The sequence below is a fragment of the Curtobacterium sp. ME26 genome (assembly GCF_903970945.1).
GTDB lineage: Bacteria > Actinomycetota > Actinomycetes > Actinomycetales > Microbacteriaceae > Curtobacterium > Curtobacterium citri.
The window spans coordinates 50,120-75,974 of record NZ_CAJCKG010000006.1 but is presented as its reverse complement, the minus strand read 5'-3'; the positions used below and the strand labels follow the sequence as shown (position 1 = coordinate 75,974).

Sequence of the window (25,855 nt, the reverse complement as noted above, 5' to 3'; positions counted from 1 at the left end):
ACCGTCGGCGGCTCCCAGACGCGCCGCGGACGCCGGGCAGGAGCCCCCGGTCCCGTCCACCGTCGGCCGCCGTTCGGTGGCCGACCGGACACGGCGGTCCCGTCACCCGGCCACGTTCGGTGCGGGCCTGCTCAGGGTCAGCCGGGAAGGCGCCGAGGAAGCTCGATCCCGGGGCCGTGCGGACACCTCCGCTCGCTACGGTCGCGGGACGACGCCGCTCCCGCCCGTCCCCCGCCGCCGGCACCCGGGAGGGCCCCGACCGCCGGAACCACCCGTGACGACCCTGCCGCTCCTCTCCGCCCACGTGCTCCTGCCGCTGTACGCGCTGACCCTGCTGGCCGCGGTGGTCGTCGCCGCCGCGGCGCGCCGGTCGTGGCGGTGGATCGCGGTGGCGGTCGTCGCGGGTGCGCTGCTCGGGACGCTGCTGTCGTGGTTCCTCGGCGACGTGCTGGACGTGCTCGGCATCCCGCCCACCTGGGTCGACCGGGTGTGGACCGGCGTCGTGTGCGCCCTGCTCGCCGTCGCGGTGGTCGGGCTCGTGCGCGGACGCCTGCTCGCCCGGACGGTGGCGGTCCTGCTGGTGCCGCTCGCGCTCGTCTCGGGCGGACTCGCGGTGAACCGTGACGCGGGACTCTTCCCGACGATCGCGGACGCGCTGGGCGAGTCCCACGTGCCAGCGCTCCGGCTGCCGACGGACCCGCACCCCGGGCCTCGGCTCGCCGACGCCTCGGACTGGCGGCCGCCGCACGACCTGCCCGCACACGGTCGGTACGGTTCGGTGCGGATCCCCGGGACGGTGTCGCACTTCCGCGCGCGCCCCGCGCTCGTGTGGTTGCCGCCGGCCGCACTGGTCGACCACGCCCCGGAGCTCCCCGTCGTCGTGATGCTGTCCGGGCAGGGCCCGGGAGCGGCCCCGGCGAACATCCTCGAGGCCGGACGCATGGCGGACCGGCTCGACGAGGTCGCACGGCGGCACCACGGGCTCGCCCCGATCGTGGTGATGCCGGACCAGCTCGCCGAGGCGACGAACAACCCGATGTGCGTCGACGGTCCGCTCGGTGACAGCGCGACCTACCTGACGCGGGACGTCCCGGCGTGGGTGCAGGCGCACCTGCACGCGGCGACCGACGGTGCCGACTGGGCGGTCTCGGGCTTCTCGCAGGGCGGGACGTGCGCCCTGCAGCTCGGGGCCGGACGGCCGGACCGCTTCGGCTCGTGGATCGACGTCTCCGGGCAGCCCGGGCCGGTGCTGCGCGATCGTGATGAAACCATCGCAAGGGGTTTCCGCGGCGACAGTGCGGCCTTCCGGGCGGCACAACCCCTCCGGGTGCTCGCCGAGCACGCGCCCTACCCCGACTCCGCGGCGTTCATCGCAGCGGGTGCCGACGACACCCGCTACGGGCCGGTGGTGCCCCGGGTCGCGGCCGCCGCCCGTGCCGCCGGGGTCGCCGTGACCGAACGGGTGGTCGAGGATGGTGGACACGACTGGCACACCGCCGGTGTCGCCCTGGCCGAGGGTGTCGTGTGGTTCATGCACCGGACGCACCTGGCCCGATGACGAGGACGAGGACGAGGACCCGACCGTGCCCTTCACCGTGAGCCACGCGGTCGTCGCCCTGGGCGTGCGTCGGCTGCCCCTGCCGGTCGCCGCCGTCGCGGTCGGGTCGATGGCGCCCGACGCCGTGCTCTTCGCGCCGTTCCTGCCGCCGTACGACGCGGCACACTCCTGGTGGGGCGTCGTGACGATCGACCTCGCCGTCTCCCTCGTGGTGCTCGCGGTGTGGTGGTTCCTCGTCCGGCCGGCCTGGACCCCGGTCGCGCCGGCCGCCCGGCGACGGCTGCCCGCGGCGTGGCACCGGCGTCCGACCCTCGCCTTCCGCGACGTCGTCCCCGTGCTCGTCGGCTGCGTGCTCGGGAGCGTGACGCACGTCGTGTGGGACGGCTTCACGCACGAGTCGGGGTTCGTGGTGCGCGCCTGGCCGGCGCTCCGGGACGCGACCGTCGGCACGTACCCGCTGCCGTTCCTCCTGCAGGACGCGTCGAGCGTGCTCGGGCTGCTCGCGTTGCTCGTCGCCGCGGTGGTGTGGTGGCGTCGGGCCGAGGCCCGTGCGGTCCGTCCACTCGGCAGGGTCGAGATCGCGGTGCCGGTGGTCGCCCTCGTCGGGGTCGTCGGCGCCGCCCTCGTCGTCGGGGTCCGGGTCGTGCTGGCCGGCGGCGGTGCGACGGACGTCGTCACGGCGCTGGCCTTCCGCGTGCCGGCCCTCGTCGCGGTCGCGCTCGTCGCGGGGGCGGTGGTCCTCCTCACGAACCACCGGTGGACCGGTCGCGGGACGGAGCGGGAGGCCCGCTAGCAGGACGCGACGAGGCGGACGCCCACCGGGCCTGCTCAGGCCGTCGTGCTGCTCAGGTCGTCGTGCCGTTCAGGCCGTGACGGCCGCGCCGGCCCATCCCGCCCGCAGGCGCGCGACGGCCCGGTCCCAGCCGGCGAGCAGGTCCGTCCCGTCGAGGAGCATCGCCTGCAGCTGCAGCCCCTCGAAGAGCGCGACGAGCTGCTCGGCGGCGTGCCGCGGGGAGGTGCCCCGCGTCTCCCGTCCGGCGACGACGTCGCGCACGAGGGCGAGGGCGACGTCCTCGAACGAACTCGTGTACTGGTGCCGGAACCACCCGGACGCCGGGTGCCCCGGTGCGGAGGCGGCGCTCAGCAGGGCGATCCGGAGCCGCACGAGCCCGGGCTCGCGCTGCCCGTCCTCCAGGCGTGCGCGCAGGTACGCGACCGCACCGTGCCGCTCCGCCACGCTCCAGGTGGCCCGTCGCCCGCCGTTGCCCCAGCGGTCGACCACCGCGACGACGAGGAGGTCCCAGGACGGGAAGGCCCGCCGGACCTCGTCGACGGTGACCCCGGCGTGCGCCGCGACCTCCGCCGGCCCGACCTGGTGGAAGTCCGTCGCCCGGTACGCGTCGGCGGCACCGCGGACGATGCGGGCGCGGAGGTCGACGTCGCTCTCGGGCATGCGTCGATCCTGCACGGGCGCGCGAACCGCCGCGACCGCCCGTTCGGGGGCGTCACCGATCCCCGGCCGAGGCGACCCGGGCGTGACCACCAGGCTCGGTCAGCCCCGGTCGAACACGAGCGTCTCGTCGTCCGGCGCGGTCACGGTGCCCGTCCGGGCGAACTCCGCCCACACCGCGCGGAAGGCCCGCCCGCGCCGCTCGACCTCCGCCAGGTCGCGCTCGGGGACGAAGCGGCTGCCGCCCCAGACCTCCCGACCACCGAGCAGCAGCGGCAGGTCGCTCATGTGGACGGCGCCCACCGGCACCACCGACGGGTGCCGCAGCAGCCGGTAGACGGTCGCCCGTCCGCCGGCCGCCCGGTGCCGTCGGGCGAACCGGCGGGCGTCGCGCCCGTAGATCACCTCGGTCAGCGGTCGGACGAGCAGCCAGCGCAGCAGGGGTCGCACGAGTCGCGACCGTGCCGCCCTCCCGAGGCCGGGCACGAGCGGCACGTACGTGCCCGCCTCGTCGGACCCCGAGCCGATGAGCACGTCGACGTCCGGGGCGACCGCGCGCCAGGCCCGGTCCGTGTCCCGCTCGGCGGGCAGGGGCGGGAAGCCGTACTGCGTCCCGAACGGCATGCCCCCGGCGAGCCCGTACCGCGCACCGGCCTTCGTCGCGAGCTCCTGGCGCTCGAGGACCGTGTCGAGCGGGGCGTCCTCCGCCACCGTCCCCACGGCCCGGACCATCGCCCGGTTCATCCGTGCCCGCCCGCGGGACAGGCCGAGCGGCGCGCTCTGCACGATCGCGCGACGGAAGAGCCCCCGTGCCCCGTGGCTGATCATCAGGTGCGCGGCGGCGTCGCCCCCGGCTGACTGCCCGAACACGGTGACCGTCCCGGGGTCCCCGCCGAACGCGGCGATGTTCCGCTGCACCCAGCGCAGCGCCTCGACCAGGTCGAGCAGCCCGAGGTTGGCCGGCACCGACCCACCGTCACCGAGGAACCCGAGCACGCCGAGTCGGTAGGTCACCGTCACCACGACGACCCGCTGCTCGGTGACGAGGTCGTGCGCGTCGTGGATCGGCAGGTCACCGCCGCCCAGGACGTACGACCCGCCGTGGATCCAGACCATCACGGGCAGCCGGTCGTCCGCACCCACGTCCGAGGGCACCGTGACGGTGAGGCGCTGGCAGTGCTCGTCCACCCGCAGGTGGTCCATCCGCGGCAGCAGCTGGTCGACGAGGACCGCGGTCTGCTGCGGCGGGACGGGCGCCGGCGTGTCCGCGCGGAACGGCTCGGTGAACACCGGCTGCGGCTCCGGGGGCGCGAAGCGCGCCGCCCGCGCGTAGGGGATCCCCATCGCACGGGTCACGTCGCCGTCGACCACCGCCTCGATCGTGCCGGCAGGGGTGTCGAAGGGACGGGTGTCGGGCTGGAGCATCCGTTCACGGTACCCAGGAACCAGTGGACGGACGGGAGGCGCGGTGCCAGCTGGCACCGCGCCTCCCGTCCGCAGTCACGTGTCGCGACCGCCGCTACCGGACCCGCGTGATCGGGATGACCACGAGGGCGCCCAGCAGGGCGACCACCCCGGCGGCCCAGCACATGAGCGTGTAGTTGTCGGCGTGCACGCTGCCGATCGACAGGAAGAACAGCGAGATCGCCGGGGCGAGCGACTGCGGCAGCGCGTTGGCGATGTTGATCACGCCGAGGTCCTTGCCCGGCCGGTCGGCGTTCGGCAGCACGTCGACGACCAGCGCGGTGTCGATCGCGGAGTAGATGCCGTAGGCGAAGCCCATGACGACCTCGGCCACGTAGAACCCGGTCACGGTGTCGGCGTGTGCGAGCACCACGAGTCCGACGGCGAACAGCGCCGTCGACCCACCGACGAACACCTTGCGGCGGCCGAGCCGGTCCGACGCCCAACCGGACAGCGCCGCGCTCACGAGCAGGGCGAGCGTGTACAGGAGCACGCCGAACGCGACGGCCGCGGTGGCGTCCTGCAGGTCCTCGATCCCGAGGTGCTCCTGCATGTAGAGCAGGCGGTACGTCGTGAACATGAAGGTCGCGAGGATGATGAGGAAGCGCGACCACCACGCGAACGCGAAGTCCGGGTTCTTGATCGGGTTCGTCCAGAACGACGAGACGAGGTTCAGCCAGGTGAACCGCTTCAGCGGGTACGTCGGGAGCTCGTCGCGGGCGACGAGGGCGTAGACGAGCACGAGGACGATCGCCAGGATGCCCGGCGCGATGAACAGGACCGGCAGGTTCGCCACGAAGAACACCGACAGGTAGGTGCCCGCGAGCACGGCGGTGTTCTGCGCGAGGGCGATGATGCTCGACGCCCGGCCGCGCTGCAGCTGCGGCACGTTGTCGGCGAAGCTCGCGAGGAGCGTGGCGAGCGTGGCGTTGGCCGCGAGCTGGGCGAGCAGCCACCCGAGCGTCAGGTTGAGGACGTCCGGCGCGTAGGCGATCCAGGCCAGGGCGATCGCGAAGACCACGACGCCGGCGAGCAGCCACGGGCGACGACGACCCCAGCGGGTGCGGGTGCGGTCGGACAGGGCACCGGCGAGGGGGTTCATGATGAGCGCGCCGAACGCGCCGATCGGCAGGACCGAGCCGATCACCGTCGCGGCGTCGTCGCCGACCAGGGCCTGCGCCTTGATCTGCATGCTCACGTAGACCGGGGCCATGAGCGCCACGAAGAGGCCGAACTGCCCGAGGAACAGGGCGACCTGGTAGCCGATGCCGACCCGCATGGTGCTGACGGGTTGGGTGATGCCCTCCGGGTCCAGCACTGCGCGGCTGCCGGGTTCGGGTGTGCTCATGACGCCTCCTTGAGTCGAACGGAAACCTTGTGCTGCAAGGTTTTCCGTCGGCGAGTGTACATCGCTCGGCCCGCGTGCGACACGTGTTGCGCAGATTACCGATGGACGACGCGCGACAAAAACTACACAGCGGGTGGTTTCTGGGGTAGCGTCGTCATCGATCTCGCCGGGGAGCATCGATCCTCGACGGGCTGCGACACCAGATGCCGCGACACCCAGACAGGACCGAAGGAGCCCTCTGCCATGCCCACCACCTCTGTGCAGCTGTACTCGCTGCGCGACGCCATCGCCGAAGACCTCGACAAGGCCATCGCCCGGGTGCGCGAGATCGGCTACGAGAACGTCGAGCCGTACGCGTTCGTCGAGCGCGCCGCCGACCTGGAGAAGGCGTTCGCCGCCACCGGCCTGAAGGCCCCGTCCGGTCACGTCGCCGTGATCGACGCCGAGGACACCGCGCCGATCTGGGACGCCGCCGAGCGTCTCGGCATCCAGACGGTCATCGACCCGTTCATCCCGACCGACCGCTGGCAGACCGCCGACGACGTCGCGAAGATCGCCGAGCGCGTCAACGAGCTCACCGCCGAGGCCACCGCTCGTGGGCTCGAGTTCGGGTACCACAACCACCAGTGGGAGTTCACGAACAAGGTCGACGGCCGGACCGTCTACGACCTCTTCGTGTCGCAGCTCTCGCCGGAGACCGTCCTCGAGGTCGACACCTTCTGGGCGACCGTCGGCGGTGCCGACGCACCGGCCGTCCTGCAGTCGCTCGGCGACCGCGTCGTCGCGATCCACGTCAAGGACGGCAAGGTCGACGGTGACATCCTCACCGCGCTGCCCTCGTCCGAGAGCGCGCTCGTCGTGCCCGAGGCCCTGCAGCGTGCCTTCGAGAACCAGACTCCGGCCGGCCAGGGCGACGTCGACGTGGCGGGCATCCTCGCCGCCGCGCCGCAGGCGATCCGCGTGGTCGAGTTCGACGCGTACTCCGGTGACGTCTTCCAGGGCATCACCGAGTCGCTCGAGTGGCTCAAGGGCAACGACAAGTGACCCGCGTCGGAGTCGGCATCATCGGTGCCGGCAACATCTCGGACCAGTACCTGACCAACCTGACGCAGTTCGCCGACGTCGAGGTCCTGATGGTCGCCGACCTCATCCTCGAGCGCGCGGCCTCGCAGGCCGAGAAGTACGGCGTGCCCGCGTCCGGCACGGTCGAGGAGCTCCTCGCCCGCGACGACATCTCGATCGTGGTCAACATCACGATCCCGGCCGAGCACGCCAAGGTCGGCCAGCAGATCATCGCCGCCGGCAAGCACACCTGGAGCGAGAAGCCGGTCGCCACCACGGCCGAGGACGCCCAGGCGCTCCTCGCCGCCGCGTCGGCCGCCGGTGTGCGGTACGCGACCGCCCCCGACACCGTGCTCGGTGCCGGCATCCAGACCGCGATCCGCGCCATCGCCCGGGGTGACATCGGCACGCCGCTCACCGCGACGACGATGTTCCACGTGCCCGGCCCGGACCAGTGGCACCCGGACCCCGAGTTCCTGTACGCGCAGGGCGCCGGTCCGCTGTTCGACATCGGCCCGTACTACGTCACGACCCTGCTCCACGCGTTCGGCTCCGCCTCGCGCGTGCAGGCCGTGGCGTCGAAGTCGCGCGAGACCCGCGTGATCGGCTCGGGTCCCCGCGCCGGCACCGAGTTCCCCGTCGAGGTGCCCACGCACCACGCCGCGCTCATCTCGTTCGCCGACGGCCAGTCCGCGCAGACGACCCTGTCGTTCCAGCACGCCCTGCCCCGCAACGGCTTCGTCGAGATCAACGGCTCCGAGGGCACGATCGTGCTCCCGGACCCGAACGTCTTCGACGGCGACAGCACGCTGTGGACGCTCGGCAAGGACGAGCCGACGACCCTCGAGCACAAGGGCTCCACGTGGGGTCGCGGCACGGGCGTCGTCGAGATGGCACGCGCCATCGCCGAGGACCGCCCGGAGCGTGCCTCCGGTGCCGTCGCGTCGCACGCGCTCGACGTGATGCTCGGCATCCGCGACGCCGCGGACTCCGGCCAGGCGGTCGAGATCACCTCGCGCATCACGAAGCCGGAGCCGCTGCCCGAGGACTTCGACCCCGCGGCCGCCGTGCTCGCGGAGGGCGTGGACGCGTAGTCAGCCACCTGACGGACGGGAGGCGCGGTGCCAGATGGCACCGCGCCTCCCGTCCGTCGTCGTCGGTACGTCCGGTCCGCCCAGCGGGCCAGATCCGTCACGTCCAGAGCCGCACACCGACGTCCTCCGCCCTCCGGGCGGACGATGAGCAGCGTGTCCTGCCCGCTCGCACGGAGCAGGACCAGCCGACCGGCCGGTCGGCTTCGTCCCGCAGGAGGATGCCGACGGGAGCGGTGCCGTGTCAGGGTCGGGACGAGGGGGATCCGACCGCTGTCGAAGGAGGCGCCACGGACACGACGCACGACCGAGCTCCACGACGACGGGGCCTGCCGGTCCTCGTGGCGGCTGCCGCGCTGGCCGTCGTCGCCACGGGGGCCGGCATCGGCGTGCACCTCGAGCACGCTGCCGAGACCGCGCGGCGCCTCCCTCCGGCGAGCGCCTCGTCGGAGCAGGTCCTGCGGGTGTACCTCCGCGCCGCCGAGGCCCACGACTGCGCGGTGACCGAGGCCCTCACGGCTGCGCACGCACCGTCGTCACCCGACCAGGCGTGGTGCGGGCAGCGGCAGCCGACGTCCTGGCTCGACGAGCACCCGGACCTGCTCGCGCACCGGAACGTCGGCACCGTCGAGCGACGGCCCGCGGACGACAACGGCGGGGTCGCAGTGCAGTGCATCCCGGTGGACGTCACGCAGACGAACCTGACCGGCGACGACCCGGGGACGCTCGAGGGGTGGCAGTTCTGCTTCCGCCACACCGCCGACGGGTGGCGGCTGTACGACGAGGGCTACGGGTGAGCAGCCCCTCCCGGTGACCAGCCGGCCCGGACGATCACTCTCCGCCGGTGACGAGCGCCGACATCCGTGCCATCAGTCCGCGCGGGACGAACCGGTGCGCGTTCGCCGTCACCGCGTTGCCGAGGCCGGACACCACCGTCGGGCCGCCCTGCCGCGCGAACGCCCGGAGCCCCACGGCCGCGACCTGCTCAGCCGACTGCCGCCCGCGTCCCATGACGCCCGCCGACCCCGCTCCCCGCGCGGCCTCGTCGAAGAAGCCCGTCGCGGTGGGGCCGGGGCAGAGCGCGAGGAACCGGACCCCGCTCCCCCGGTTCTCCTGCCAGACCGCCTCGGTGAAGGACAGCACGAACGCCTTCGTCGCACCGTAGACGGCCATCTGCGGGGTCGGCTGGAACGCGGCGGTCGACGCGACGGTCATGACGCCGCCGACCCGCCGCTCGAGCATCCCGGGCAGGAACGCGTGCACGAGCCGGACGACCGCGGTGCAGTTGAGGTCGACCTGGGTCCGGAGCCGCTCGTCGGTCGCGGCGGCGAAGGGCCCGTGGTCGCCGACGCCGGCGTTCGCGACGACGATGTCGATCCGCGTGCCGTCGAGCCGCGTGATGACGGTGTCGACACCGTCCGCAGTGGCGAGGTCGGCGGGGAGCGTCGTCGCGTCGACCCCGTGGTCGCGGCGGATGCGCTCGGCGAGCGCGTCGAGCCGCCCCTCGGACCGGGCGACCAGCACGACGTCGGCGCCGGCTGCGGCGAGCCCGAGGGCGAGCGCCTCGCCGATCCCCCCGCTGGCGCCGGTGACGAGGGCACGGAGGCCACGGAAGGGACTGCGGGGACGGCTCATGGATCCTGCGTACACCCGGTGGTGGCGCGGTCGACCGTGATCGCGGTACAGTCACGCCCAGAGGGAAAAATCCTGCTCCGCTCCGGCGGACGGGAGCGAGCACGCGTCTCACGGGAGTCGCCACTTCTTCATCGAAGGAGTGCACCCGTGCCTGCTCAGATCCCGCCTGCTCACATCCCACCCGCCCGCACCGAGCCCGCTCGCCTGCGCGACGTGTGGGTCGCCCTCGCCGGACTGTCCGCCGTCTTCCTGTTCGAGATGCTCGACAACTCGGTCCTCACCGTCGCGTTGCCCACCATCGGACGGGACCTCTCCGCATCGACCACGTCGCTGCAGTGGGTCTCCGGCGCCTACTCCGTGGCGTTCGGCGGGCTCATGCTCCTGTTCGGGTCGGTCGCCGACCGGTTCGGCCGACGGCGCACGATGCTCACCGGCCTGGTGCTCCTCGCCCTGGTCAGCGCGGCGACCCCCCTCGTCACCTCGGTGGAGCAGCTCGTCGTCGTCCGTGCCCTGATGGGGCTCGCCGCCGCGATGACGACGCCCGGCTCGATGGCACTGACCTTCCGGCTCGTCGCCACCGACGACCTGCGGGTCCGCGCACTCACGGTGGTGTCGACCGCGGGCCTCGTCGGGCTCGCGGTCGGGCCGACGATCGGCGGGCTCGTCCTGGCGGTGGCCCCGTGGCAGGTCCTCCTGGTCGCGAACGCCCCGATCGCGCTGGTCGCGCTGGTCGGCATCCGTGCCGGGGTGCGACCCGACGGCCCCGACGATCTGCACCGCGAGCCGCTCGACCTGCTCGGCGCGGCCCTCGGGACGGCCGCCGTCACCGGTGTCCTCGTCACGCCGACCCTCGCGGTCGAGGGTGCCGGAACGGCCGCGTGGGCCGCCGCCGCCGCGACGATCGCGGCGGTCGCGGGGTTCGTCCTGCGCGAGCGGACCGCCCGGTCGCCGATGCTCGACCTCGCCCTGCTCGCCCGGCCGCTCGTCGCCAGCGGGCTCGCGCACAAGGCGGCCGCGGGCCTCGCGACCGCCGGGCTCTCGTGGCTGGTGACCCTGCAGCTCCAGTCCGCCTGGGGGTGGCCGCCCGCACTCGCCGCCGTCGGCACCCTGCCGCAGGTCGTCGTGCTGCTCGCCGCCGGACGCTTCGTCGGACCCTTCGTGCGGCGCGTCGGGCTCGAGCGTGCCGCGTGGACCAGCGCCACCGCGGTCGTCGTCGGCCTGGCGGTCTTCACCGTCGCCGGTCGGACGGGCTACCCCGCGGTTGCCGTCGCACTCGCCCTGGTAGCGGCCGGCATGCGGATCGTCGGTGCGGTCGCCGGCAACAACGTCCTGGCCGGCCTGCCCGCCGACCGCACCTCGATCGGCGCGGCACTCGTCGACACCGCGAGCGAGCTCGCCACCGCGGTGGGCATCGCCGCCACCGGCACGGTCCTCGCCGTGCTCGTCCCCGGCAGCGTCACCGTGGCGCACCCCACCGCAGCCCACACGACGGCGGTCCTCGGTGCCGTCCAGGTCGCCGGCGCCGTCGTCACCTGCGCCGCCGCACTGCTCGTCGGCGTCGGCATCCTGCGCGGTCGACGGCGCCGCACCGAGCCCGCACCGACCTCCGCTCCCCTCCCGTCCACGCAGCAGCCCGCACCCACCACCTCCCAGGAGTCCTCCCGTGCATGACACCACGATCCGCCCGCCGTTCGACCCCGAGCTCGACGTCTTCCTCACCTCGCTGACGGCCCGGGGTCCGTTCACGATCGACGCCGCCGCCCTCCCCCGCATGCGTGCACTCGAGGTCACCGAGCAGGAGCTCGACGACCGCCTGCGCGCCCGCGGGTACGAACGTCGCACCGTCAGCGTCCCCGGTCACCTCGGCGTCCCGATCGACCTGGCGGTGATCCAGCGCACCGGACGGACCGGCCCGACCACCGCGGTCTACACGATCCACGGCGGCGGGATGGTGATGGGGCACCACCTCGGCAACCTCGACTCCTACGACGACTGGCTGCTCGACCACGACGTCGTGCTCGTCAGCGTCGACTACCGGCTCGCCCCGGAGCACCCGGACCCCACCCCCGTCGAGGACTGCTACGCCGGACTCGTGTGGGTCGCGGACCACGCGGACGAGCTCGGCATCGACCCCGCACGCATCGTCATCGCCGGCCAGAGCGCCGGCGGCGGGCTCGCTGCCGGGACCGCACTGCTGGCGCGTGACCGCCGGGGGCCGGAGCTGTTCGCCCAGGTCCTGGTCTCGCCGATGCTCGACGACCGCGACGACACCGTGTCGACGCGCCAGATCGACGGGGTGGGGATCGCGGACCGACAGGCGATGCACTTCAGCTGGGGCGCCTACCTGGGCGACCGACGCGGTACGGCCGACGTCTCGCCGTACGCGGCACCCGCCCGCGCGGACGACCTGTCCGGGCTCCCGCGCACCTACATCGACTGCGGCAGCGCCGAGGTGTTCCGCGACGAGACCGTCGCCTGGGCGAGTGCCCTGTGGGCGGCCGGGGTCGACGCCGAGCTGCACGTCTGGCCGGGCGCGTTCCACGGGTTCACGAGCATGGTGCCCGGCGCGGCGGTCTCCAGGGCGGCGACCGCCGCCCTGGCCGACTGGACCACGCGGCTGCTCGGTCCCACGAGCCCGGTCACGAGCCGGGACTGACCGGACCGCAGCAGCCGGGCGGACCCGCGACGCGACCAGCGGACGGACGGGAGGCGCGGTGCGGGCCCGCACCGCGCCTCCCGTCCGTGGGTCACCCCTTGACGGCGCCGGCCGACATCCCGGAGACCAGGTTGCGCTGGACGATCATGAAGAACACGACGACCGGCAGCGAGAACAGCACCGATGCCGCCATCTGCCCCGTGAAGTCCGTCCCGGTCGTCTGCGTGGTGAACGACGCGAGCCAGACCGGCAACGTGTACTGCGCCTGGTCCTGCATGAACGTGTACGCCACGATGTAGTCGTTCCACGCGGCGATGAACGCGAACACGCTCGTCGCGATCATCCCCGGCATCACCAGCGGGAAGAGCACCTTCGTCAGGACCTGCCACGTGCTCGCGCCGTCGATGCGGGCGGCCTCCTCGACCTCCATCGGGATCGCCAGGAAGAACCCGCGCATCACCCAGATCGAGAACGGCAGCACCGCGGCCACGTACGCCAGGATGAGCCCGGCGTAGGTGCCGGTCAGACCGACCTGGTTGAAGATGAGGAACTGCGGGATGAGCAGTGCGGTGCCGGGCAGCATCTGCACGAGCAGGATCGCGACGAGGATCGGTCGGCGCCCGCGGAACCGGAACCGCGACAGCGCGGCCGACGCCAGGATGCCGAGCGCGAGCGACAGCACGACGGCTCCGACGACCACGATCGTCGAGTTCCCGAGGTAGACGAGGAAGTCGGCCCGGGTGAACGCCGTGACGAAGTTCTCGATCGTCGGGTGGGCGGGGGCGAACAGCGGTGTGCTCGTCAGGGCCTCGGACCGCGGCTTGAACGCGGTGTTCACCATCCAGTAGACGGGGAAGATCCACACCAGGCAGAACACGACCGCGATGGTGCTGCTGATCCAGCGGACCGGGCGACGACGACGGCGGATCCGCTTCGTCGCCGCGACGCCCTTCGGGGTCGGGACGGCTGCGGGGACGTCGGCCTCGACGGGGACGCCCGTCGGCATCGCGGTGGTCACAGGTCTTCTCCCGATCGGACGAGGTTCCGGATGTACAGCGCGCTGAGCACCATGAGGATGAGCGCGGCGATCACGGCGACCGCGGACCCGGTGCCGATGTCGTGCCCGACGAAGGCCGTGACGTAGGTGAAGACGCCCAGGGTCGAGGTGGCCCCGTCGGGACCGCCCTGCGAGACGAGCCAGATCTGGTTGAAGACGTTGAAGTCCCAGATGATCGAGAGCATCGTCACGAGCAGGAGCGTCGGGCGGAGGTACTCGATGGTCACCACGCGGTAGACGGTCCACTCGGAACCGCCGTCGAGCCGGACGGCCTCCTTCACCTCGAGCGGGATCTGGGTCTCGGCCGCGTACAGCGTCAGGGCGATGAACGGCACCGCTTGCCAGACCACGAGCATCCAGATCGACGTGTAGGCGAGCCCGGCGCTGTTGCCCCAGTCGGTGTCGGTCATGTCACCGAAGACCCGGAGCTGCGTGAGGGCCCAGTTGACCACCCCGTACCCGGGCTGGAACAGCCAGTTCCACACGAGCGACGACGCCACGTTCGGCATGCCCCACGCGAAGATGAGCACGATCGTGACGGCGTACCGCAGCACGACGCCGAGCCGGGTCATGAGGTGGGAGACGCCCGCTCCGATGAGGATGCTGCCGACGACCATCGCGGCGGTGAACAGCACCGTCCGGACCAGCGCCGCCCAGAAGGCCGGATCGGTCAGGATCTGCCCGTACTGCGCGAGGCCGACGGCGTCGTAGGCACCGGTGAACAGCGAGCGCTGGTCGTAGTCGGTGAACGACGTGAAGACCAGGAAGACGATCGGGGCGACCGTCACGAAGACGAGCACCAGTCCGGCCGGCGTGAGCAGCCAGAAGGGGGCGGACGAGCGGGTGGTGCGGCGCCGCGGGGGGCCGCCGGGGCGATCGCCGCGTGCGCGTGTGGGACGGTCCGGGCGCTCCAGGCTCGGGCGGGTGGCGGAGACGGTCACGTCTGGCCTTTCCGTGAGGGTCGGACGGTGCGGGTGCCGGAGCACCCGCACCGTCCTGCTGGGTCGTCCTACTGCTTGTTGAGGGTGCTGTCGGCGGCCTCGTCGAAGGTCGCCGCGGCCTGCTCGGGTGTCTTCGATCCGGAGACGATGCTCGAGAACAGGTCGTTGATGCTCAGGTCGCCCTCGAGGTCCGCCCACCGGGCGTTCGCGGGGGTCGCCTTCGAGTTGAGCGCGGCGGTGAAGAACGCCTTGTTGATCTCGCTCAGGCTCGAGTCAGCGGCCTTGATGCCCTCGGCGCTGTTCGGGATCCACCCGGTGTCGCCGTAGACGTACTTGCTCTGCACGTCGGGGCTCGTCGCGATCTTGACCCACGCCAGCGCCAGGTCGGAGTTCTTCGACTTCGCCGCGATGCCCCAGTCGGAGCCACCGAGCATGACCGGCTGGGTCTTCCCGGACTTGCCCGGGAACGGGAAGGTGCCGAGGGCGTCGGCGGTCATCTTCGGGTTCGCCTTCTCGATGAGCCCGAGTGCGCCGCTGGTGCTGAGGATCGCCGAGGACTTGCCGTCCGCGAAGACCTGGGTCATGTCGGGGCTGTCGGTGTTGAGCGTCGCCGACGCCTTCGTCGAGTACGCGTTCGCGAACTCCTTGAAGTCCTGCAGGCCCTGCTGTGCCTTCGCGTCGCCGAAGCCGGCCTTCCACTTGCCGCCGTCCTCCGTGGCGATCTCGCCGCCGGCGTCCCACACGAACTGCATGCCGGCGTACCAGTACTGCCCGGGCAGGTAGAAGGCCGAGAAGTCGCTCGCCGAGTTCTTCGCCTTGACCTTGTCGAGGTCTGCGGTGAGCTCCTCGTACGTGGTCGGCGCCGAGGTGATGCCGGCGTCCTTCCACATCTGCTTGTTGTAGATGACCGACCGCGCACCGGCGAACCCGGGGACGCCGTACAGCGAGCCGTCGACCGTCGCCGGGTCGGACAGGCCGTCGAGCCACGTCTGCCCCTGCGCGAGGTCCTTCTTGTACGGCGTCAGGTCGAGCAGCGCACCGTTCGCGGCGTAGCTCGCCACCTGCGTGTTGCCGAGGTCGATCACGTCCGGCGGGGTGTTCGTCGCGAGTGCGGTGGACACCTTCGTAGTGATGCCGTCCCACTGCTGGATCTGCACCTTGACCTTCGCGCCGGTCTCCTTCTCGAACTGCTCGTTGATCGCGGCGATGGTCCCGTCGGAGTAGTCCCCGGTCATCGCCCACACGGTCAGCGTCTTGCCGTCGCCCTCGACGTCGCCGATCGCCTTGGTGCCACCGCTGCCACCGGCGCCGGCGTTGCCGGCGCTGGAACAGGCGGTCATCCCGAGGGCGACGGTCAGGGCCACGGCAGCTGCTGCCGCGAACTTCTTCGTACGCATTGCTTCTCCTTGGTGGTCGTTCTGCTGTGTCGGGTCAGCTGACCCCGAGCTCCGCGGCGAGCAGGAACGCTGCTCCGCCCCGGAGGATCAGGTCGCTGTTGGTGGAGGTGGCCGTGACGGCGAGGTCGTCGCCGACGCTCGCGAGCGTCCGGGCCGAGACCGTGGCGTGCACCGCGTCGACGAAGGGACCCTCGACCAGTTCGGCCGGTCCCGTGACGACGATCTCGGTGATGTTGACCGCGCTGATGATCGGGGCGAGGACACGGCCGAGGGTGTCGCCGGCGGAGCCGAGCAGGGCCCCGCGGTCGGCTGCGGGCGCAGCGTCGAGCCGTCGCGCCAGGTGGTCGGCCCCGATGATGACCTCGAGGCACCCGCGCCGCCCGCAGGGGCAGGGTTCGCCGTCCTCGTCGATCGTCAGGTGCCCGATCTCACCGGCGGCGTACCGTTCGCCGAGGACGAGGCGCCCGCCGAGCACCATGCCCGTGCCGACGCCGTGCTCGAGCGCGACGACGAGCAGGTCGCGGGTCGGGTCGGCCTCGAAGGCGTGCACCCCGAGCGCGGCGACGTTGGCGTCGTTCAGCACGTGCACGGGGAGTCGGAAGTGGTCCGCGAGCTGCTGCTGGAGGGGCAGGCCGCCGCCGAGGGCCACCGAGTCGAGGACCGTCCCGGTCTCGTCGATGACACCCGGGCACCCGACGGCGATCCCGAGCAGGCGGCGCGAGGTCATCGCGGAGAGCCGCTCGACCAGGCGGATGATGCGGTTGAGCGCCTGGTCCCCGACGGCACCGTCGACCTCGATCCTGGCGCTGTCCACCACGTCGCCGCGCAGGTTGGTGACCGCGCCGACGAAGTGGTCCGGGACGGACAGGTCGACGACGACGATGTGGAAGGCGTCGACGTTCAGGTTGATGAGGGTCGCGGGCTTGCCCACGCGGAGGTCGCCGCGCGGCCCGAGCTCGGTGACGAGGGCGTCGGCCTCGAGCTCCGCGACGAGGCCCGACACGGTCGGCCGGGTGAGGCCCGAGTGGCGCGACAGGTCGGCTCGGCTCATCGCGCCGTCGGTGAAGAGCGTCTGCAGGATGAGCGACCGGTTCAGGGCCCGGCTGTGCTGCGGGAGCGCCTTGCTCCGCGGGCGGCGGAGCTGCGGGGCGAAGGGTGCCGGAGCATCCGTCTCGTTCACCATCAGATCTCCCTCGTAGAGCAGTTGCCTTAGTAAAGGACCGTTCCTAATCCACTGTCAACCCCCGATCTGCAGCCGTAACATCCGCGTGATCTCGGGGAAACGTGGCGCAGAAGACGCTTGCCAGGGGACAGTTAGGCGTGTTTACTAACCCGCATGCGCTGCCCTGACGCGGCGTCCTCGACGGCGAGGTCGCTCGCCCTGACGACGGGAACACCATGAGGATCGGCCTGGACATCGGCGGGACGAAGATCGACGGCGTCGCCGTCGCGCCGTCCGGTGCGGTGCTCGACCGGGTGCGCGTCGCGACCGGGTCCGGACCGGACGCCGTGCTCGCGAACACCCTGCGGGTGATCCGGTCCCTGGTCGACCGGACCGGGACACCGACGACCGCGGTGGGCATCGGCATCCCGGGGCTGATCGACCACGAGACCGGCTGGGTCCGTCACGCGGTCAACCTCGGGCTGTCCGAGGTCGCCCTCGGCCCGCTGGTCGCCGACGCGCTCGGGGTGCCGGTGCAGGTGGAGAACGACGTCAACGTCGCCGCCCTCGGTGCCGCGCAGGCCATGCAGCTGGACGGACCGCGGGCGTACCTCAACATCGGCACGGGTCTGGCGGCGGGACTCGTCGTGGACCGACGGCTCTGGCGCGGAGCGCGGGGGAACGCCGGCGAGATCGGCCACGTCCCGGTCCTGGCGGACGGACTGCCCTGCGTGTGCGGGCAGCGGGGCTGCCTCGAGACCGTCGCCTCCGGGTCCGCGCTCGCCACCGCGTGGCCCGGGCACGCCGGCAACGCCGCGACGGACCTCTTCGACTGCGCCGACGCGGGCGACCCCACCGCGGTCGCCGTGCGGGACCGCTTCGTCGCGGGCGTCGCCTCGGCGGTCCGGATCCTCGTCGTCACGGTCGACGTCGAGTCGGTCGTGATCGGGGGCGGGCTCGCCGTCCTCGGCGACCGCCTGCTCGCTCCCCTGCGCGCCTGCTTCGACGCCGCTGCACGCTCCTCCCCCTTCGTCGCGTCGCTCGGCCTGTCGTCCCGCGTGCTCCTCGCGCCCACCGACCAGCCGCTCGCCGCACTCGGTGCCGCGTTCACCGCGCCCGAGTCAGCCGTCGCGCCCGCCTGACGCGGACCGACCGGCCGCCCGCACCGCCTCCCCTGCACGGATCCACCGATCGCCGCACCGACGCGGCGGAAGTGAGCAACCCATGACCGAGACGAACCGTCCGTCCGCCCCCCGGAGCGGCCAGGGCAACCGGACACCCGGTACGCCGCCCACCCTGACCCGACGCGGGATGGTGCTCGGCGGTGCCGCCACCGTCGCCGCGGCCGCCGTCGCCCTCGGAACGCCGAGCGTGGCGTCCGCCGCCCCGAGCGGCGCCGCGTCCGCAGCCACGACGCACCGACCCGGTCACCCGGTGCCCTCGCGCAGCCGGTCGCGGGACCTCGCCTACGACTACCTCGACCTCCGCATGGACGAGTACGGCGCGGGCAGCGCGCCCCGCCTGCCACGTTCGTACTCCGGCGGGTACTTCGCGACGCTGCCGACCGAGTTCGTGTCCTCCTTCGCCTACGACGACGCACTCATGGTCCTCGCCTGGCTGGCACGCCGCCGGCGCGGTGACGTGCAGCGTGCGACGGCGCTCGGCGATGCCCTCCTCGCCCTGCAGGCGGCCGACCCGATCGGCGACGGCCGCACCCGGGCCTCGTACCAGCCGGACACCTTCCCGGTCGCGGACCCCCCGCGGCCGATCGACATCGGCTCGCCGGCGGCGTACACGGGCAACCAGTCCTGGGTGGGCCTGGCGTTCTGCCGGCTGTTCGCGGTGACCCGACAGCGTCGGTTCCTCGACGGGGCGCTCCGCCTCGGCACGTGGATCGAGACGAACGCCCGTGACGACGCACGTCGACCCGCGGGCTACACGGGCGGCCGGAACGCGGACGACCAGCCGATCACCTACAAGTCGACCGAGCACAACATCGACGTCACGGGCTTCTTCACCCAGCTCGCCCAGCTCACCGGCGACCGGACGTGGGCGCGCCGTGCCGCGCTGGCCGAGTCGTTCGTCCGCGCGATGCAGGACCCGACCGACGGGCACCTCTGGACCGGCACCGACCCCGACGGCACGACGATCAACCGCACCCCGATCCCGGAGGACGTGCAGACGTGGGCGTACCTCGCCACGCTCGACCGTCGGTACTCGTCGTCGGTCACCTGGGTGCTCGACCGGCTGACCGCGCACGACGGGCCGTACACGGGTCCATCGTTCTCCGACGCGGACACGAGCAAGGTCTGGTTCGAGGGGTCCGGCCACCTGGCACTCGCCCTGGAGGCCCGGGGTGCGAGGGGAGACCGGGCGCGTGCGACGTCGATCCTCGACAGCGTGCAGCTCGCGCAGCGCACGGAGCCGAACGGGGACGGCAGAGGCATCGTCTCGGCGTCGTCCGACGGCCTCGACACCGGCTTCGGCGACCTCTACTACGCGAGCCTCCACACCGGTGCGACCGCCTGGTACCTGCTGGCCGTCACCCGCACCAACCCGTTCCGCCTCTGACCCACCCCCGGAAGGACAGCACCGCATGCTCATCCCCCAGCCCCGCTCCCGCGTCGACGGTGTCGGCACGTTCACGCTCGACGAGCGGACCCGCGTCGCCGCGGACCCGGCCGCCGAGCCGGTCGCGCAGTACCTGCAGCAGGTGCTCCGCGCCTCCACCCGACTGCCCCTCCTCGGTGCCGGCGGAGTGACCGACGTGCCGGTCGTCGCCCTGCGGATCGCCACCGACCCCGAGGAGCTGCCGGCCGGCCCCGGGGGCGACCGCTCCGAGGCCTTCCGGCTCGAGGTCACCACGGACGGCGTGGTCGTCACCGGCGGCGCACCGGCCGGCGTCTTCTACGGCGTCCAGGCCCTGCTGCAGCTCCTGCCCGCCGACGTGTACCGCCGCGGACGGGTCCGCACGGACGGGTGGGTGCTGCCGGCGACGGTGGTCGAGGACGCCCCGGCCTTCGCCTGGCGCGGGGTGATGCTCGACGTCGCCCGGCACTTCCGCACGAAGGCCGAGGTCCTGCGCCTGGTCGACCAGCTCGCGGTGCACCGCATCAACCGCCTGCACTTCCACCTCACCGAGGACCAGGGCTGGCGGATCGAGATCAAGAAGTACCCGCGGCTCACCGAGGTCGGTTCCTGGCGCACCGAGTCGCAGGTCGGCGCGCACGTCCCGGACGCCGACGGCACGCTGCGGGTCGCCGGGTACGACGGCCGCCCGCACGGCGGCTCCTACACCCAGGACGACATCCGCGAGATCGTCGCCTACGCCGAGGACCGCTTCGTCACCGTCGTCCCGGAGATCGAGACGCCCGGCCACGTCCGCGCCGCCCTCGCCGCCTACCCGGAGCTCGGCGTGCACCCCGAGCGCGACCTCGACGTCTGGACGGAGTGGGGCATCGCGCACGACGTGCTCAACGCCGAGGACAGCACGGTGCAGTTCTTCCGCGACGTGTTCGACGAGGTCGTCGCGCTGTTCCCCTCCGAGTACATCGGGCTCGGCGGGGACGAGTGCCCGAAGGACCAGTGGGAGGAGGACCCGCGGATCCAGGAGCGCATCCGCGAGCTCGGGCTCGACGACGAGGAGCAGCTGCAGGCGTGGATCGTCGGGCAGCTCGCCGCGCACCTCGAGTCGCACGGCCGTCGGGCGTTCGGGTGGGACGAGATCCTCGAGGGCGGGACGCTCTCGCCGTCCGCGACCGTCGTGTCGTGGCGCGGTCTGCAGGGCGCGGTCACGGCAGCGCGCCGGGGGCACGACGTCATCTCGACGCCGGACGACCAGGTGTACCTCGACTACCGCCAGAGCGACCTGCCGAACGAGCCGATCCCGGTGTCGATCGTGCTGACGCTCGACGACGTGTACGCGTTCGACCCGGTCCCCGCCTCGCTGACCGACGAGGAGCGCGCGCACGTCATCGGCGGCCAGGCCAACATGTGGACCGAGCACGTCGACACCGTCCGTCGGCTCGACTACCAGCTGTTCCCGCGCGTGGTCGCCCTGTCCGAGGCACTCTGGTCGGCCGACGTCGCCCGACCGCGGGACGTCGCGGACTTCCGGCGGCGGCTCGAGGAGCACCTCGCACGGCTCGACGCCCTCGGGGTCGAGTACCGCCACGAGTCCGGCCCGCGACCGTGGGAGGAGCGGCCCGGCGTGCCGGGGCGGCCGCACAGCCGCGAGGAGCGCGCGGCCTACATCGACGCGATCACGGCGAACATCGCGGACGGTGCGCCGGCGCAGTAGGCGTCACCATGCGACGGACGGGAGGCACGGGGCGGCCCGGCACCGCCCCTCCCGTCCGTCGCGTGGTCACCCCACCGCGCGATCCACCCGCGTCTGCCGGGATCAGCCGTCCGCGGGCGGGATGATCGTCTCGAGCAGCCGGAGCACGCGTTCACCGTCGACGGCCTCCGGATCCAGCAGCCACTGGACCTGCAGACCGTCGGACGCGGCGATGCCGAGGCTCGCCAGGTCGACCGGGTCGAGGTCGGCCCGGATGCGTCCGGCTGCCTGGTCGGCGGCGATGAGCTCCGCCAGGTCCGCGCGGAGCCGGGTGAAGCGCTCCCGCATGAAGTCGCGCGTCGCGGGGTGCCCCTCCTGCACCGCGTCGGCCGCGAGGGTCGTGTACAGCTGCACGAGCCCGGGCACCTCGCGGTTCCGCGAGGCGCTCTCGCGCATGTCGCCGATCGCCGACCGCATCCGGTCGGGGGCGTCCTGCTCGCGCACCTCGTGTTCGCGGTAGACCGCGAGCAGGAGTTCGTCGCGGCTCGGGAAGTAGTGCCGGAGCGCGGCGTGGGTGATGCCGAGCGCGTCGGCCACCGACCGGAGGGACGAGGCGTCCACGCCCTGCGCGGCGACCATCCGGATCATCTCGTCGAGGATCTGGGCGCGACGCTCGGTGCCCTTGCGGTACCCGCCGCGCCGGGGCGGGGTCGCGTCGTCGTCGACCTCGTGCGTCATCCCCCCAACTTACCGCTGGAAGGTTTTCGCGCCACCCACGCCGGGGCACTACGAGTCGATGGGCTCCGCGGCACCGTCGGGGTCGACCGTGTACTCGTCGACCGGGATCGGGGCACCGCTGGCGAGCGCGTCGGTGACCTGCGTGAGGCACCGCGCGAGCACCTCGTTGTCCTCGCTCGACAGGTGGTCCATCACGCCCACGACCGCCTCGTGGAACCGGGCGTAGGACGAGTCGATCTTCTCGGCGGCCTGCACCGTCGGCTCGAGCACCTGTGCGCGCCGGTCGGTCGGGTGCGGCACGCGGACGATGTCGCCCTTCGCCACCAGGCCGTCGACGATCTTGGTGACCGAGGCGTTCGACACGTTGAGCATCACCGCGAGGTCCTTCGGACCCATCGCGCGCCCGTCGCGGTGCGCCTGCAGCATGTACCGGACCGTCAGGAACTCGTTCTTCGTCAGACCGCTCTCGGTCCGGGCCTGCTCGAGTTGCTGCTCCTCGGCGTGCTGCAGCCGGAGCAGGGCGTCCACGGCGACCTTGGCCGCACGCGACCGCGGCTCCCGGGCGTAGAGGTGCACGTGCTCGCGGCGGACGACGGTCAGTGGCATCTGCGGGTCGGGTCTCTCTGTCGGGCGGATCCGGTCGGAGCGGGTGGCTACGCGGTGGGCGCCGTGAAGAAGTCAGCGTACGACGGTTCGGTCCGCACGGACAGGAGCGCCGGGTCGTGGATCCGGCGGGACACGTAGGCGTCGATGACGGCCGGGTCGGTCAGGCCCACCCGCGTGGAGGTCACGGTGGGTCGTGCGGTCCTCGGCATCCCGGAGTAGGTGCTGTGCATGCGTGGTCCCGCCTTCCTGCGTCGGTGGCGTCCGTCGGTGTCGTCCGGCCCGGACGGCAGAACTGTTTCACGGCGCGAACGATCAGCGCAACGAACCTTTCGCGTTCTGTACGGTTCGCGCAGCACCCCACGGGGCGGGGCCAGGATGGGTCCCATGGCCTACATCGCCGCGGACGACCGCTACGACTCCATGCCCTACCGCCGGACCGGCCGCTCGGGCCTCGACCTGCCGCTGCTCTCGCTCGGCTACTGGCACAACTTCGGGGACGACAAGCCGTTCGAGACGCAGCGCGCGATCAGCCGCCGCGCCTTCGACCTCGGCATCACGCACCACGACCTCGCCAACAACTACGGGCCGCCCTACGGCGCGGCCGAGCTGAACTTCGGTCGGCTCATGCGCGAGGACTTCCGGCCGTACCGCGACGAGATGGTGGTGTCGACCAAGGCCGGGTGGGACATGTGGCCCGGCCCGTACGGTCAGGGCGGTGGCTCGCGGAAGTACGTGCTCGCGTCGCTCGACCAGTCCCTGCAGCGCACGGGCCTCGACTACGTCGACGTCTTCTACTCGCACCGCCTCGACGCCTCGACGCCGCTCGAGGAGACGATGGGCGCGCTGCACACCGCCGTGCAGCAGGGCAAGGCGCTGTACGTCGGCATCTCGTCCTACGACGCCGAGCGCTCCCGGCAGGCCGCCGCGATCCTCCGCGACCTCGGGACCCCGCTGCTCATCCACCAGCCCTCGTACTCGATGCTCAACCGCTGGATCGAGACCGAGGGGCTCCTCGACGCCGCCGGCGAAGTGGGCTTCGGCGTGATCGGCTTCACGGCCCTCGCGCAGGGCCTGCTCACGGGGCGGTACCTCGACGGGGTGCCGTCGGACTCGCGCGCGGCGGCCGGCAAGTCCCTCGACGCCGGCACCCTGACGGACGAGGTCGTCGAGCACCTCCGGGCGTTGAACGACATCGCGTCCGAGCGCGGCCAGAGCCTGGCGCAGCTCGCGCTCGCGTGGGCGCTCCGCGACGAGCGGGTGACATCGCTCGTGATCGGCGCCTCGCGCGTCGAGCAACTCGAGCAGAACGTCGCGGCGCTCGGGAACCTGTCGTTCACCGACGACGAGCTCCGCCGGATCGACGAGCACTCGGTCGGCGTCCTCGACGTCGACCTGTGGTCCGGCGCCCGTTCCGGCCAGGTGAGCTGACCCCCGCCCGCGCCCCCGCCCCTTCCGGAAGCGGGGGCGGAAGGGTCGCGTCAGGCCAGGCCGAGCCGCGCGTCGAGCACCTCGAGCAGCCGCCGCCGGAACGGCACCGACGACCACCCGTGGTCCGCCCCCTCGACGACCGTCAGGACGGCGCCCGGCAGGAGCTCGGCGTAGCGGCGCCCGTACGACACCGGCACGATCGCGTCCTCGGTGCCGTGCACGACGTCCGCCGGGCCGGTGTAGTCGGCGACGGGCGCGTACACGTCGAGACCGTCCTCGACGTCGGCGATGAACGCCGTGCCGAGCACCATCCCACCGAAGTCGAACCACCCCTGCTCCCGCGCCGGGGCGAGGGGCTGGCCCTGGATCGCGTCGTGCTCGGTGATGTCGTCGACGACGACGCCCGCCGGCGACCACAGCGTCAGGCTGCGGACCGCGTCCGGCACCCGAGCCGCGGCGAGCGCCGACTCCACCGCGCCGAGGCTGTGCGCGACGACGTGCACGCCCTGCCCCCGGTCGGCGGCGCGGATCATCGCGACGACCTGCTCGACCTCGTCACGGATGGTGATGTCGGCGAACTCGCCGTCGCTCGCGCCCTGTCCGAGCCGGTCGTGGCTGCGGACCACCGCGCCCCGGGCGACCAGGTGCCGTGCGGTCTGCACGAACAACTGGTGACCGCCGAGGGCGCTGTCGCTGAAGCCGTGGACGAGCAGCACGACGGGGGCGTCCGGTGCGGCGCCGTCCCGCGGTTCCCACTGCCACCCGCGGATCGTCGACCCGCGGTGCTCGAGGGTCGTCGCGGTGGTCCGGGGGTCGACCCCGCGCAGGGGCACGCCACCCATCAGTTCGTCCGGTCCGCCCACCCGGCCGGCAGGTCGCCGGGCGCGGTGTCGACCACGGACTCGTCGTCCTCGCCGACGTGCTCGAACAGCGTGATGTGCGCGAACTCGGGGACCACGTAGATCGGGTAGGTCGGTCCCTCGTCGCGGAACCGCTGCATCTCGTCGAGGTGGTCGTTCTGGAAGAGCACGGTCTTCTGCCCGTCGAGCTCGATCCAGCGCGGGAAGAAGATGGTGCCGTGCAGGACGCGCTGCTCGGGCAGGACGTTCACGACGACGCTGGTGCCGGTCGGCTCGTTCCAGGAGACCTTGTAGACGCCGGGCGCCAGCGCGACGAGGTCGACCGTCTGGTCCTTGACCCAGCGACCGCCGACGTGGCCGGTGTGGATGCGGTAGTCGATGGTCGTGGCGTTCTTGACGTACATCTCGTACTGCCAGCCGTTGGCGTACGTGTAGACGAAGCGGTGGCCGACGATGCCGGTCAGGTCCTGGGACGGTTCGGGGTGCTCGACGGAGGTGGTGGTGTCCATGCCCCCAGCGTGCACCCGAAGTGGTTTTGTTGCAAACAAAACTGCCTGGTAGTCTGCCGAGCATGCGGGGTACCGGGGACGAGACGGCACGGGTCGCACGGCGCCTGAGCGACCGGATCGGTCCGTTCCGCCGGACGCTCCTGCGGACCTCGCGCGTCGCCGCCGGCCTGCCCGACATCCCGGACGCCCAGGTCGAGGTCATGCGGGCACTCGGGGCCGACGAGGCCGGCTCCGCACCGTCGGCACTGGCGTCCCGCCTCGGCCTGGCGCGCTCGACCGTCAGCAACCTCGTGTCGTCGATGGAGCAGGCGGGCCTGGTCGAGCGGCGGCTCGTCGGCGGCGACGGACGGCGTGCCACCGTGCACCTGACCCCGCTCGCGACCGAGCGACTCCGCACATACGACGAGGCCGCGACCACCGTCCTCGTGGACGCCCTGGGTCGCCTGTCCGCGGACGACCGCGCCGCGCTGGCCGCCGCCCTCCCCGCCCTCGAGCGCCTGCACCGTGAGATCACCCCGCCGCCCGCATCCTGACTCCCAGTTCCTTCCGAGCGGTCTCTCGGCACTCCTGAGGCGAGAGTGCTAGAACAGATCGCAGTTGAGTCGAGGGGACTC

General features: G+C 72.6%; 25 protein-coding genes. 12 read left to right on the top strand and 13 right to left on the bottom strand.

Translation table 11 applies throughout. The annotated features are described in order from the left end of the window. Positions 1 to 274 precede the first annotated feature (274 nt). Both H7A69_RS03935 and H7A69_RS03930 read left to right on the top strand, forming a co-directional pair. Positions 275 to 1,558 (top strand): alpha/beta hydrolase, encoded by a 1,284-nt coding sequence (locus tag H7A69_RS03935; protein ID WP_182045887.1) that lies wholly within the window; start codon positions 275 to 277, stop codon positions 1,556 to 1,558. A gap of 25 nt (positions 1,559 to 1,583) precedes the next feature. Then, the gene (locus tag H7A69_RS03930; RefSeq protein WP_182045886.1) at positions 1,584 to 2,351 is read left to right on the top strand and encodes a DUF4184 family protein; all 768 of its coding nucleotides are present in this window, start codon (positions 1,584 to 1,586) and stop codon (positions 2,349 to 2,351) included. A 69-nt stretch (positions 2,352 to 2,420) separates the two neighbouring features. Here H7A69_RS03930 and H7A69_RS03925 read toward each other — a convergent pair whose 3' ends face one another. The 3 genes from H7A69_RS03925 to H7A69_RS03915 all read right to left on the bottom strand — a co-directional run bounded on the left by H7A69_RS03925 (position 2,421) and on the right by H7A69_RS03915 (position 5,820). Continuing rightward, positions 2,421 to 3,011 carry a TetR/AcrR family transcriptional regulator gene (locus H7A69_RS03925; RefSeq protein ID WP_182045885.1) on the bottom strand — a complete coding sequence of 197 codons (591 nt, stop codon included), beginning with the start codon at positions 3,009 to 3,011 and terminating at the stop codon, positions 2,421 to 2,423. A 99-nt stretch (positions 3,012 to 3,110) separates the two neighbouring features. Beyond that, entirely contained in the window at positions 3,111 to 4,433 is a 1,323-nt protein-coding gene (locus tag H7A69_RS03920) for a carboxylesterase family protein (protein ID WP_182045884.1), read from the bottom strand. 94 nt (positions 4,434 to 4,527) lie between these two features. Further along, positions 4,528 to 5,820 carry an MFS transporter gene (locus H7A69_RS03915; RefSeq protein WP_182045883.1) on the bottom strand — a complete coding sequence of 431 codons (1,293 nt, stop codon included), beginning with the start codon at positions 5,818 to 5,820 and terminating at the stop codon, positions 4,528 to 4,530. Positions 5,821 to 6,063: 243 nt separating this feature from the next. On the opposite strand from H7A69_RS03915, the gene H7A69_RS03910 reads away from it, so the two are divergent. The 3 genes from H7A69_RS03910 (at position 6,064) to H7A69_RS03900 (ending at position 8,770) form a co-directional block, all read left to right on the top strand. Then, complete coding sequence (locus tag H7A69_RS03910) at positions 6,064 to 6,864, top strand: sugar phosphate isomerase/epimerase family protein (RefSeq protein ID WP_182045882.1); 801 nt, start codon at positions 6,064 to 6,066, stop codon at positions 6,862 to 6,864. After that, positions 6,861 to 7,976: a Gfo/Idh/MocA family protein gene (locus tag H7A69_RS03905; RefSeq protein ID WP_182045881.1), complete on the top strand. Its 1,116-nt coding sequence runs from the start codon at positions 6,861 to 6,863 to the stop codon at positions 7,974 to 7,976. The genes H7A69_RS03910 and H7A69_RS03905 overlap by 4 nt, the downstream gene beginning before the upstream one ends. Before the next feature lie 338 nt (positions 7,977 to 8,314). Continuing rightward, the gene (locus H7A69_RS03900) at positions 8,315 to 8,770 is read left to right on the top strand and encodes a hypothetical protein (protein WP_182045880.1); all 456 of its coding nucleotides are present in this window, start codon (positions 8,315 to 8,317) and stop codon (positions 8,768 to 8,770) included. A 34-nt stretch (positions 8,771 to 8,804) separates the two neighbouring features. On the opposite strand, the gene H7A69_RS03895 is transcribed toward H7A69_RS03900, so the two are convergent. Next, positions 8,805 to 9,608, bottom strand: coding sequence for an SDR family NAD(P)-dependent oxidoreductase (locus H7A69_RS03895; protein WP_182045879.1), 804 nt, complete (start codon positions 9,606 to 9,608; stop codon positions 8,805 to 8,807). Between the two features lie 147 nt (positions 9,609 to 9,755). Here H7A69_RS03895 and H7A69_RS03890 point away from each other — a divergent pair, with 147 nt between their 5' ends. Both H7A69_RS03890 and H7A69_RS03885 read left to right on the top strand, forming a co-directional pair. Beyond that, complete coding sequence (locus tag H7A69_RS03890; protein ID WP_259346073.1) at positions 9,756 to 11,279, top strand: MFS transporter; 1,524 nt, start codon at positions 9,756 to 9,758, stop codon at positions 11,277 to 11,279. Next, positions 11,272 to 12,264 (top strand): alpha/beta hydrolase, encoded by a 993-nt coding sequence (locus H7A69_RS03885; RefSeq protein WP_220456189.1) that lies wholly within the window; start codon positions 11,272 to 11,274, stop codon positions 12,262 to 12,264. The genes H7A69_RS03890 and H7A69_RS03885 overlap by 8 nt, the downstream gene beginning before the upstream one ends. A 91-nt stretch (positions 12,265 to 12,355) precedes the next feature. Here the strand turns inward: H7A69_RS03885 and H7A69_RS03880 are convergent, their stop codons facing one another. From H7A69_RS03880 to H7A69_RS03865, 4 genes are all read right to left on the bottom strand, one after another. After that, positions 12,356 to 13,282 carry a carbohydrate ABC transporter permease gene (locus tag H7A69_RS03880; protein WP_220456188.1) on the bottom strand — a complete coding sequence of 309 codons (927 nt, stop codon included), beginning with the start codon at positions 13,280 to 13,282 and terminating at the stop codon, positions 12,356 to 12,358. Beyond that, positions 13,279 to 14,262 carry a carbohydrate ABC transporter permease gene (locus H7A69_RS03875; RefSeq protein ID WP_220456187.1) on the bottom strand — a complete coding sequence of 328 codons (984 nt, stop codon included), beginning with the start codon at positions 14,260 to 14,262 and terminating at the stop codon, positions 13,279 to 13,281. The genes H7A69_RS03880 and H7A69_RS03875 overlap by 4 nt, the downstream gene beginning before the upstream one ends. 68 nt (positions 14,263 to 14,330) lie before the next feature. Continuing rightward, a complete protein-coding gene (locus tag H7A69_RS03870) occupies positions 14,331 to 15,659 on the bottom strand; it encodes a sugar ABC transporter substrate-binding protein (RefSeq protein ID WP_182045878.1) in 1,329 nt (442 codons plus the stop codon). A gap of 34 nt (positions 15,660 to 15,693) precedes the next feature. After that, entirely contained in the window at positions 15,694 to 16,842 is a 1,149-nt protein-coding gene (locus H7A69_RS03865; RefSeq protein ID WP_182045877.1) for an ROK family transcriptional regulator, read from the bottom strand. Between the two features lie 215 nt (positions 16,843 to 17,057). Between H7A69_RS03865 and H7A69_RS03860 the strand changes: the two genes are divergently transcribed. The 3 genes from H7A69_RS03860 to H7A69_RS03850 all read left to right on the top strand — a co-directional run bounded on the left by H7A69_RS03860 (position 17,058) and on the right by H7A69_RS03850 (position 21,121). Continuing rightward, positions 17,058 to 17,963: an ROK family protein gene (locus tag H7A69_RS03860; RefSeq protein WP_182045876.1), complete on the top strand. Its 906-nt coding sequence runs from the start codon at positions 17,058 to 17,060 to the stop codon at positions 17,961 to 17,963. Between the two features lie 82 nt (positions 17,964 to 18,045). Continuing rightward, the gene (locus tag H7A69_RS03855; protein WP_182045875.1) at positions 18,046 to 19,392 is read left to right on the top strand and encodes a hypothetical protein; all 1,347 of its coding nucleotides are present in this window, start codon (positions 18,046 to 18,048) and stop codon (positions 19,390 to 19,392) included. Between the two features lie 25 nt (positions 19,393 to 19,417). Beyond that, on the top strand, positions 19,418 to 21,121 hold the full coding sequence (locus tag H7A69_RS03850) for a beta-N-acetylhexosaminidase (RefSeq protein ID WP_182045874.1): 1,704 nt from the start codon (positions 19,418 to 19,420) through the stop codon (positions 21,119 to 21,121). A gap of 102 nt (positions 21,122 to 21,223) precedes the next feature. Here the strand turns inward: H7A69_RS03850 and H7A69_RS03845 are convergent, their stop codons facing one another. From H7A69_RS03845 to H7A69_RS03835, 3 genes are read right to left on the bottom strand one after another with little or no spacing between them, the layout of a single operon-like run. Further along, the gene (locus H7A69_RS03845) at positions 21,224 to 21,838 is read right to left on the bottom strand and encodes a TetR/AcrR family transcriptional regulator (RefSeq protein ID WP_182045873.1); all 615 of its coding nucleotides are present in this window, start codon (positions 21,836 to 21,838) and stop codon (positions 21,224 to 21,226) included. A gap of 48 nt (positions 21,839 to 21,886) precedes the next feature. After that, a complete protein-coding gene (locus H7A69_RS03840) occupies positions 21,887 to 22,444 on the bottom strand; it encodes a MarR family winged helix-turn-helix transcriptional regulator (RefSeq protein ID WP_182045872.1) in 558 nt (185 codons plus the stop codon). A gap of 47 nt (positions 22,445 to 22,491) precedes the next feature. Next, on the bottom strand, positions 22,492 to 22,629 hold the full coding sequence (locus H7A69_RS03835) for a hypothetical protein (RefSeq protein ID WP_182045871.1): 138 nt from the start codon (positions 22,627 to 22,629) through the stop codon (positions 22,492 to 22,494). A 199-nt stretch (positions 22,630 to 22,828) separates the two neighbouring features. Here H7A69_RS03835 and mgrA point away from each other — a divergent pair, with 199 nt between their 5' ends. Then, positions 22,829 to 23,872 carry an L-glyceraldehyde 3-phosphate reductase gene (gene mgrA / locus H7A69_RS03830; RefSeq protein ID WP_182045870.1) on the top strand — a complete coding sequence of 348 codons (1,044 nt, stop codon included), beginning with the start codon at positions 22,829 to 22,831 and terminating at the stop codon, positions 23,870 to 23,872. A gap of 50 nt (positions 23,873 to 23,922) precedes the next feature. Here the strand turns inward: mgrA and H7A69_RS03825 are convergent, their stop codons facing one another. After that, on the bottom strand, positions 23,923 to 24,714 hold the full coding sequence (locus H7A69_RS03825; protein WP_182045869.1) for an alpha/beta hydrolase: 792 nt from the start codon (positions 24,712 to 24,714) through the stop codon (positions 23,923 to 23,925). Continuing rightward, on the bottom strand, positions 24,714 to 25,241 hold the full coding sequence (locus H7A69_RS03820; protein WP_182045868.1) for a phenolic acid decarboxylase: 528 nt from the start codon (positions 25,239 to 25,241) through the stop codon (positions 24,714 to 24,716). The genes H7A69_RS03825 and H7A69_RS03820 overlap by 1 nt, the downstream gene beginning before the upstream one ends. A 62-nt stretch (positions 25,242 to 25,303) precedes the next feature. Here H7A69_RS03820 and H7A69_RS03815 point away from each other — a divergent pair, with 62 nt between their 5' ends. Next, a complete protein-coding gene (locus H7A69_RS03815; RefSeq protein WP_182045867.1) occupies positions 25,304 to 25,774 on the top strand; it encodes a MarR family winged helix-turn-helix transcriptional regulator in 471 nt (156 codons plus the stop codon). The last annotated feature ends 81 nt before the right edge of the window (positions 25,775 to 25,855 follow it).

Excerpts from the sequence above, each read along its gene's own strand:
- H7A69_RS03915 (WP_182045883.1), bottom strand. The coding sequence starts at position 5,820 with ATGAGCACACCCGAACCCGGCAGCCGCGCAGTGCTGGACCCGGAGGGC.
- H7A69_RS03860 (WP_182045876.1), top strand. The coding sequence starts at position 17,058 with ATGAGGATCGGCCTGGACATCGGCGGGACGAAGATCGACGGCGTCGCC.
- H7A69_RS03925 (WP_182045885.1), bottom strand. The coding sequence starts at position 3,011 with ATGCCCGAGAGCGACGTCGACCTCCGCGCCCGCATCGTCCGCGGTGCC.
- H7A69_RS03845 (WP_182045873.1), bottom strand. The coding sequence starts at position 21,838 with ATGACGCACGAGGTCGACGACGACGCGACCCCGCCCCGGCGCGGCGGG.
- H7A69_RS03855 (WP_182045875.1), top strand. The coding sequence starts at position 18,046 with ATGACCGAGACGAACCGTCCGTCCGCCCCCCGGAGCGGCCAGGGCAAC.
- H7A69_RS03850 (WP_182045874.1), top strand. The coding sequence starts at position 19,418 with ATGCTCATCCCCCAGCCCCGCTCCCGCGTCGACGGTGTCGGCACGTTC.
- H7A69_RS03825 (WP_182045869.1), bottom strand. The coding sequence starts at position 24,714 with ATGGGTGGCGTGCCCCTGCGCGGGGTCGACCCCCGGACCACCGCGACG.
- H7A69_RS03815 (WP_182045867.1), top strand. The coding sequence starts at position 25,304 with ATGCGGGGTACCGGGGACGAGACGGCACGGGTCGCACGGCGCCTGAGC.
- mgrA (WP_182045870.1), top strand. The coding sequence starts at position 22,829 with ATGGCCTACATCGCCGCGGACGACCGCTACGACTCCATGCCCTACCGC.
- H7A69_RS03820 (WP_182045868.1), bottom strand. The coding sequence starts at position 25,241 with ATGGACACCACCACCTCCGTCGAGCACCCCGAACCGTCCCAGGACCTG.
- H7A69_RS03840 (WP_182045872.1), bottom strand. The coding sequence starts at position 22,444 with ATGCCACTGACCGTCGTCCGCCGCGAGCACGTGCACCTCTACGCCCGG.
- H7A69_RS03865 (WP_182045877.1), bottom strand. The coding sequence starts at position 16,842 with ATGGTGAACGAGACGGATGCTCCGGCACCCTTCGCCCCGCAGCTCCGC.
- H7A69_RS03870 (WP_182045878.1), bottom strand. The coding sequence starts at position 15,659 with ATGCGTACGAAGAAGTTCGCGGCAGCAGCTGCCGTGGCCCTGACCGTC.
- H7A69_RS03910 (WP_182045882.1), top strand. The coding sequence starts at position 6,064 with ATGCCCACCACCTCTGTGCAGCTGTACTCGCTGCGCGACGCCATCGCC.
- H7A69_RS03895 (WP_182045879.1), bottom strand. The coding sequence starts at position 9,608 with ATGAGCCGTCCCCGCAGTCCCTTCCGTGGCCTCCGTGCCCTCGTCACC.
- H7A69_RS03920 (WP_182045884.1), bottom strand. The coding sequence starts at position 4,433 with ATGCTCCAGCCCGACACCCGTCCCTTCGACACCCCTGCCGGCACGATC.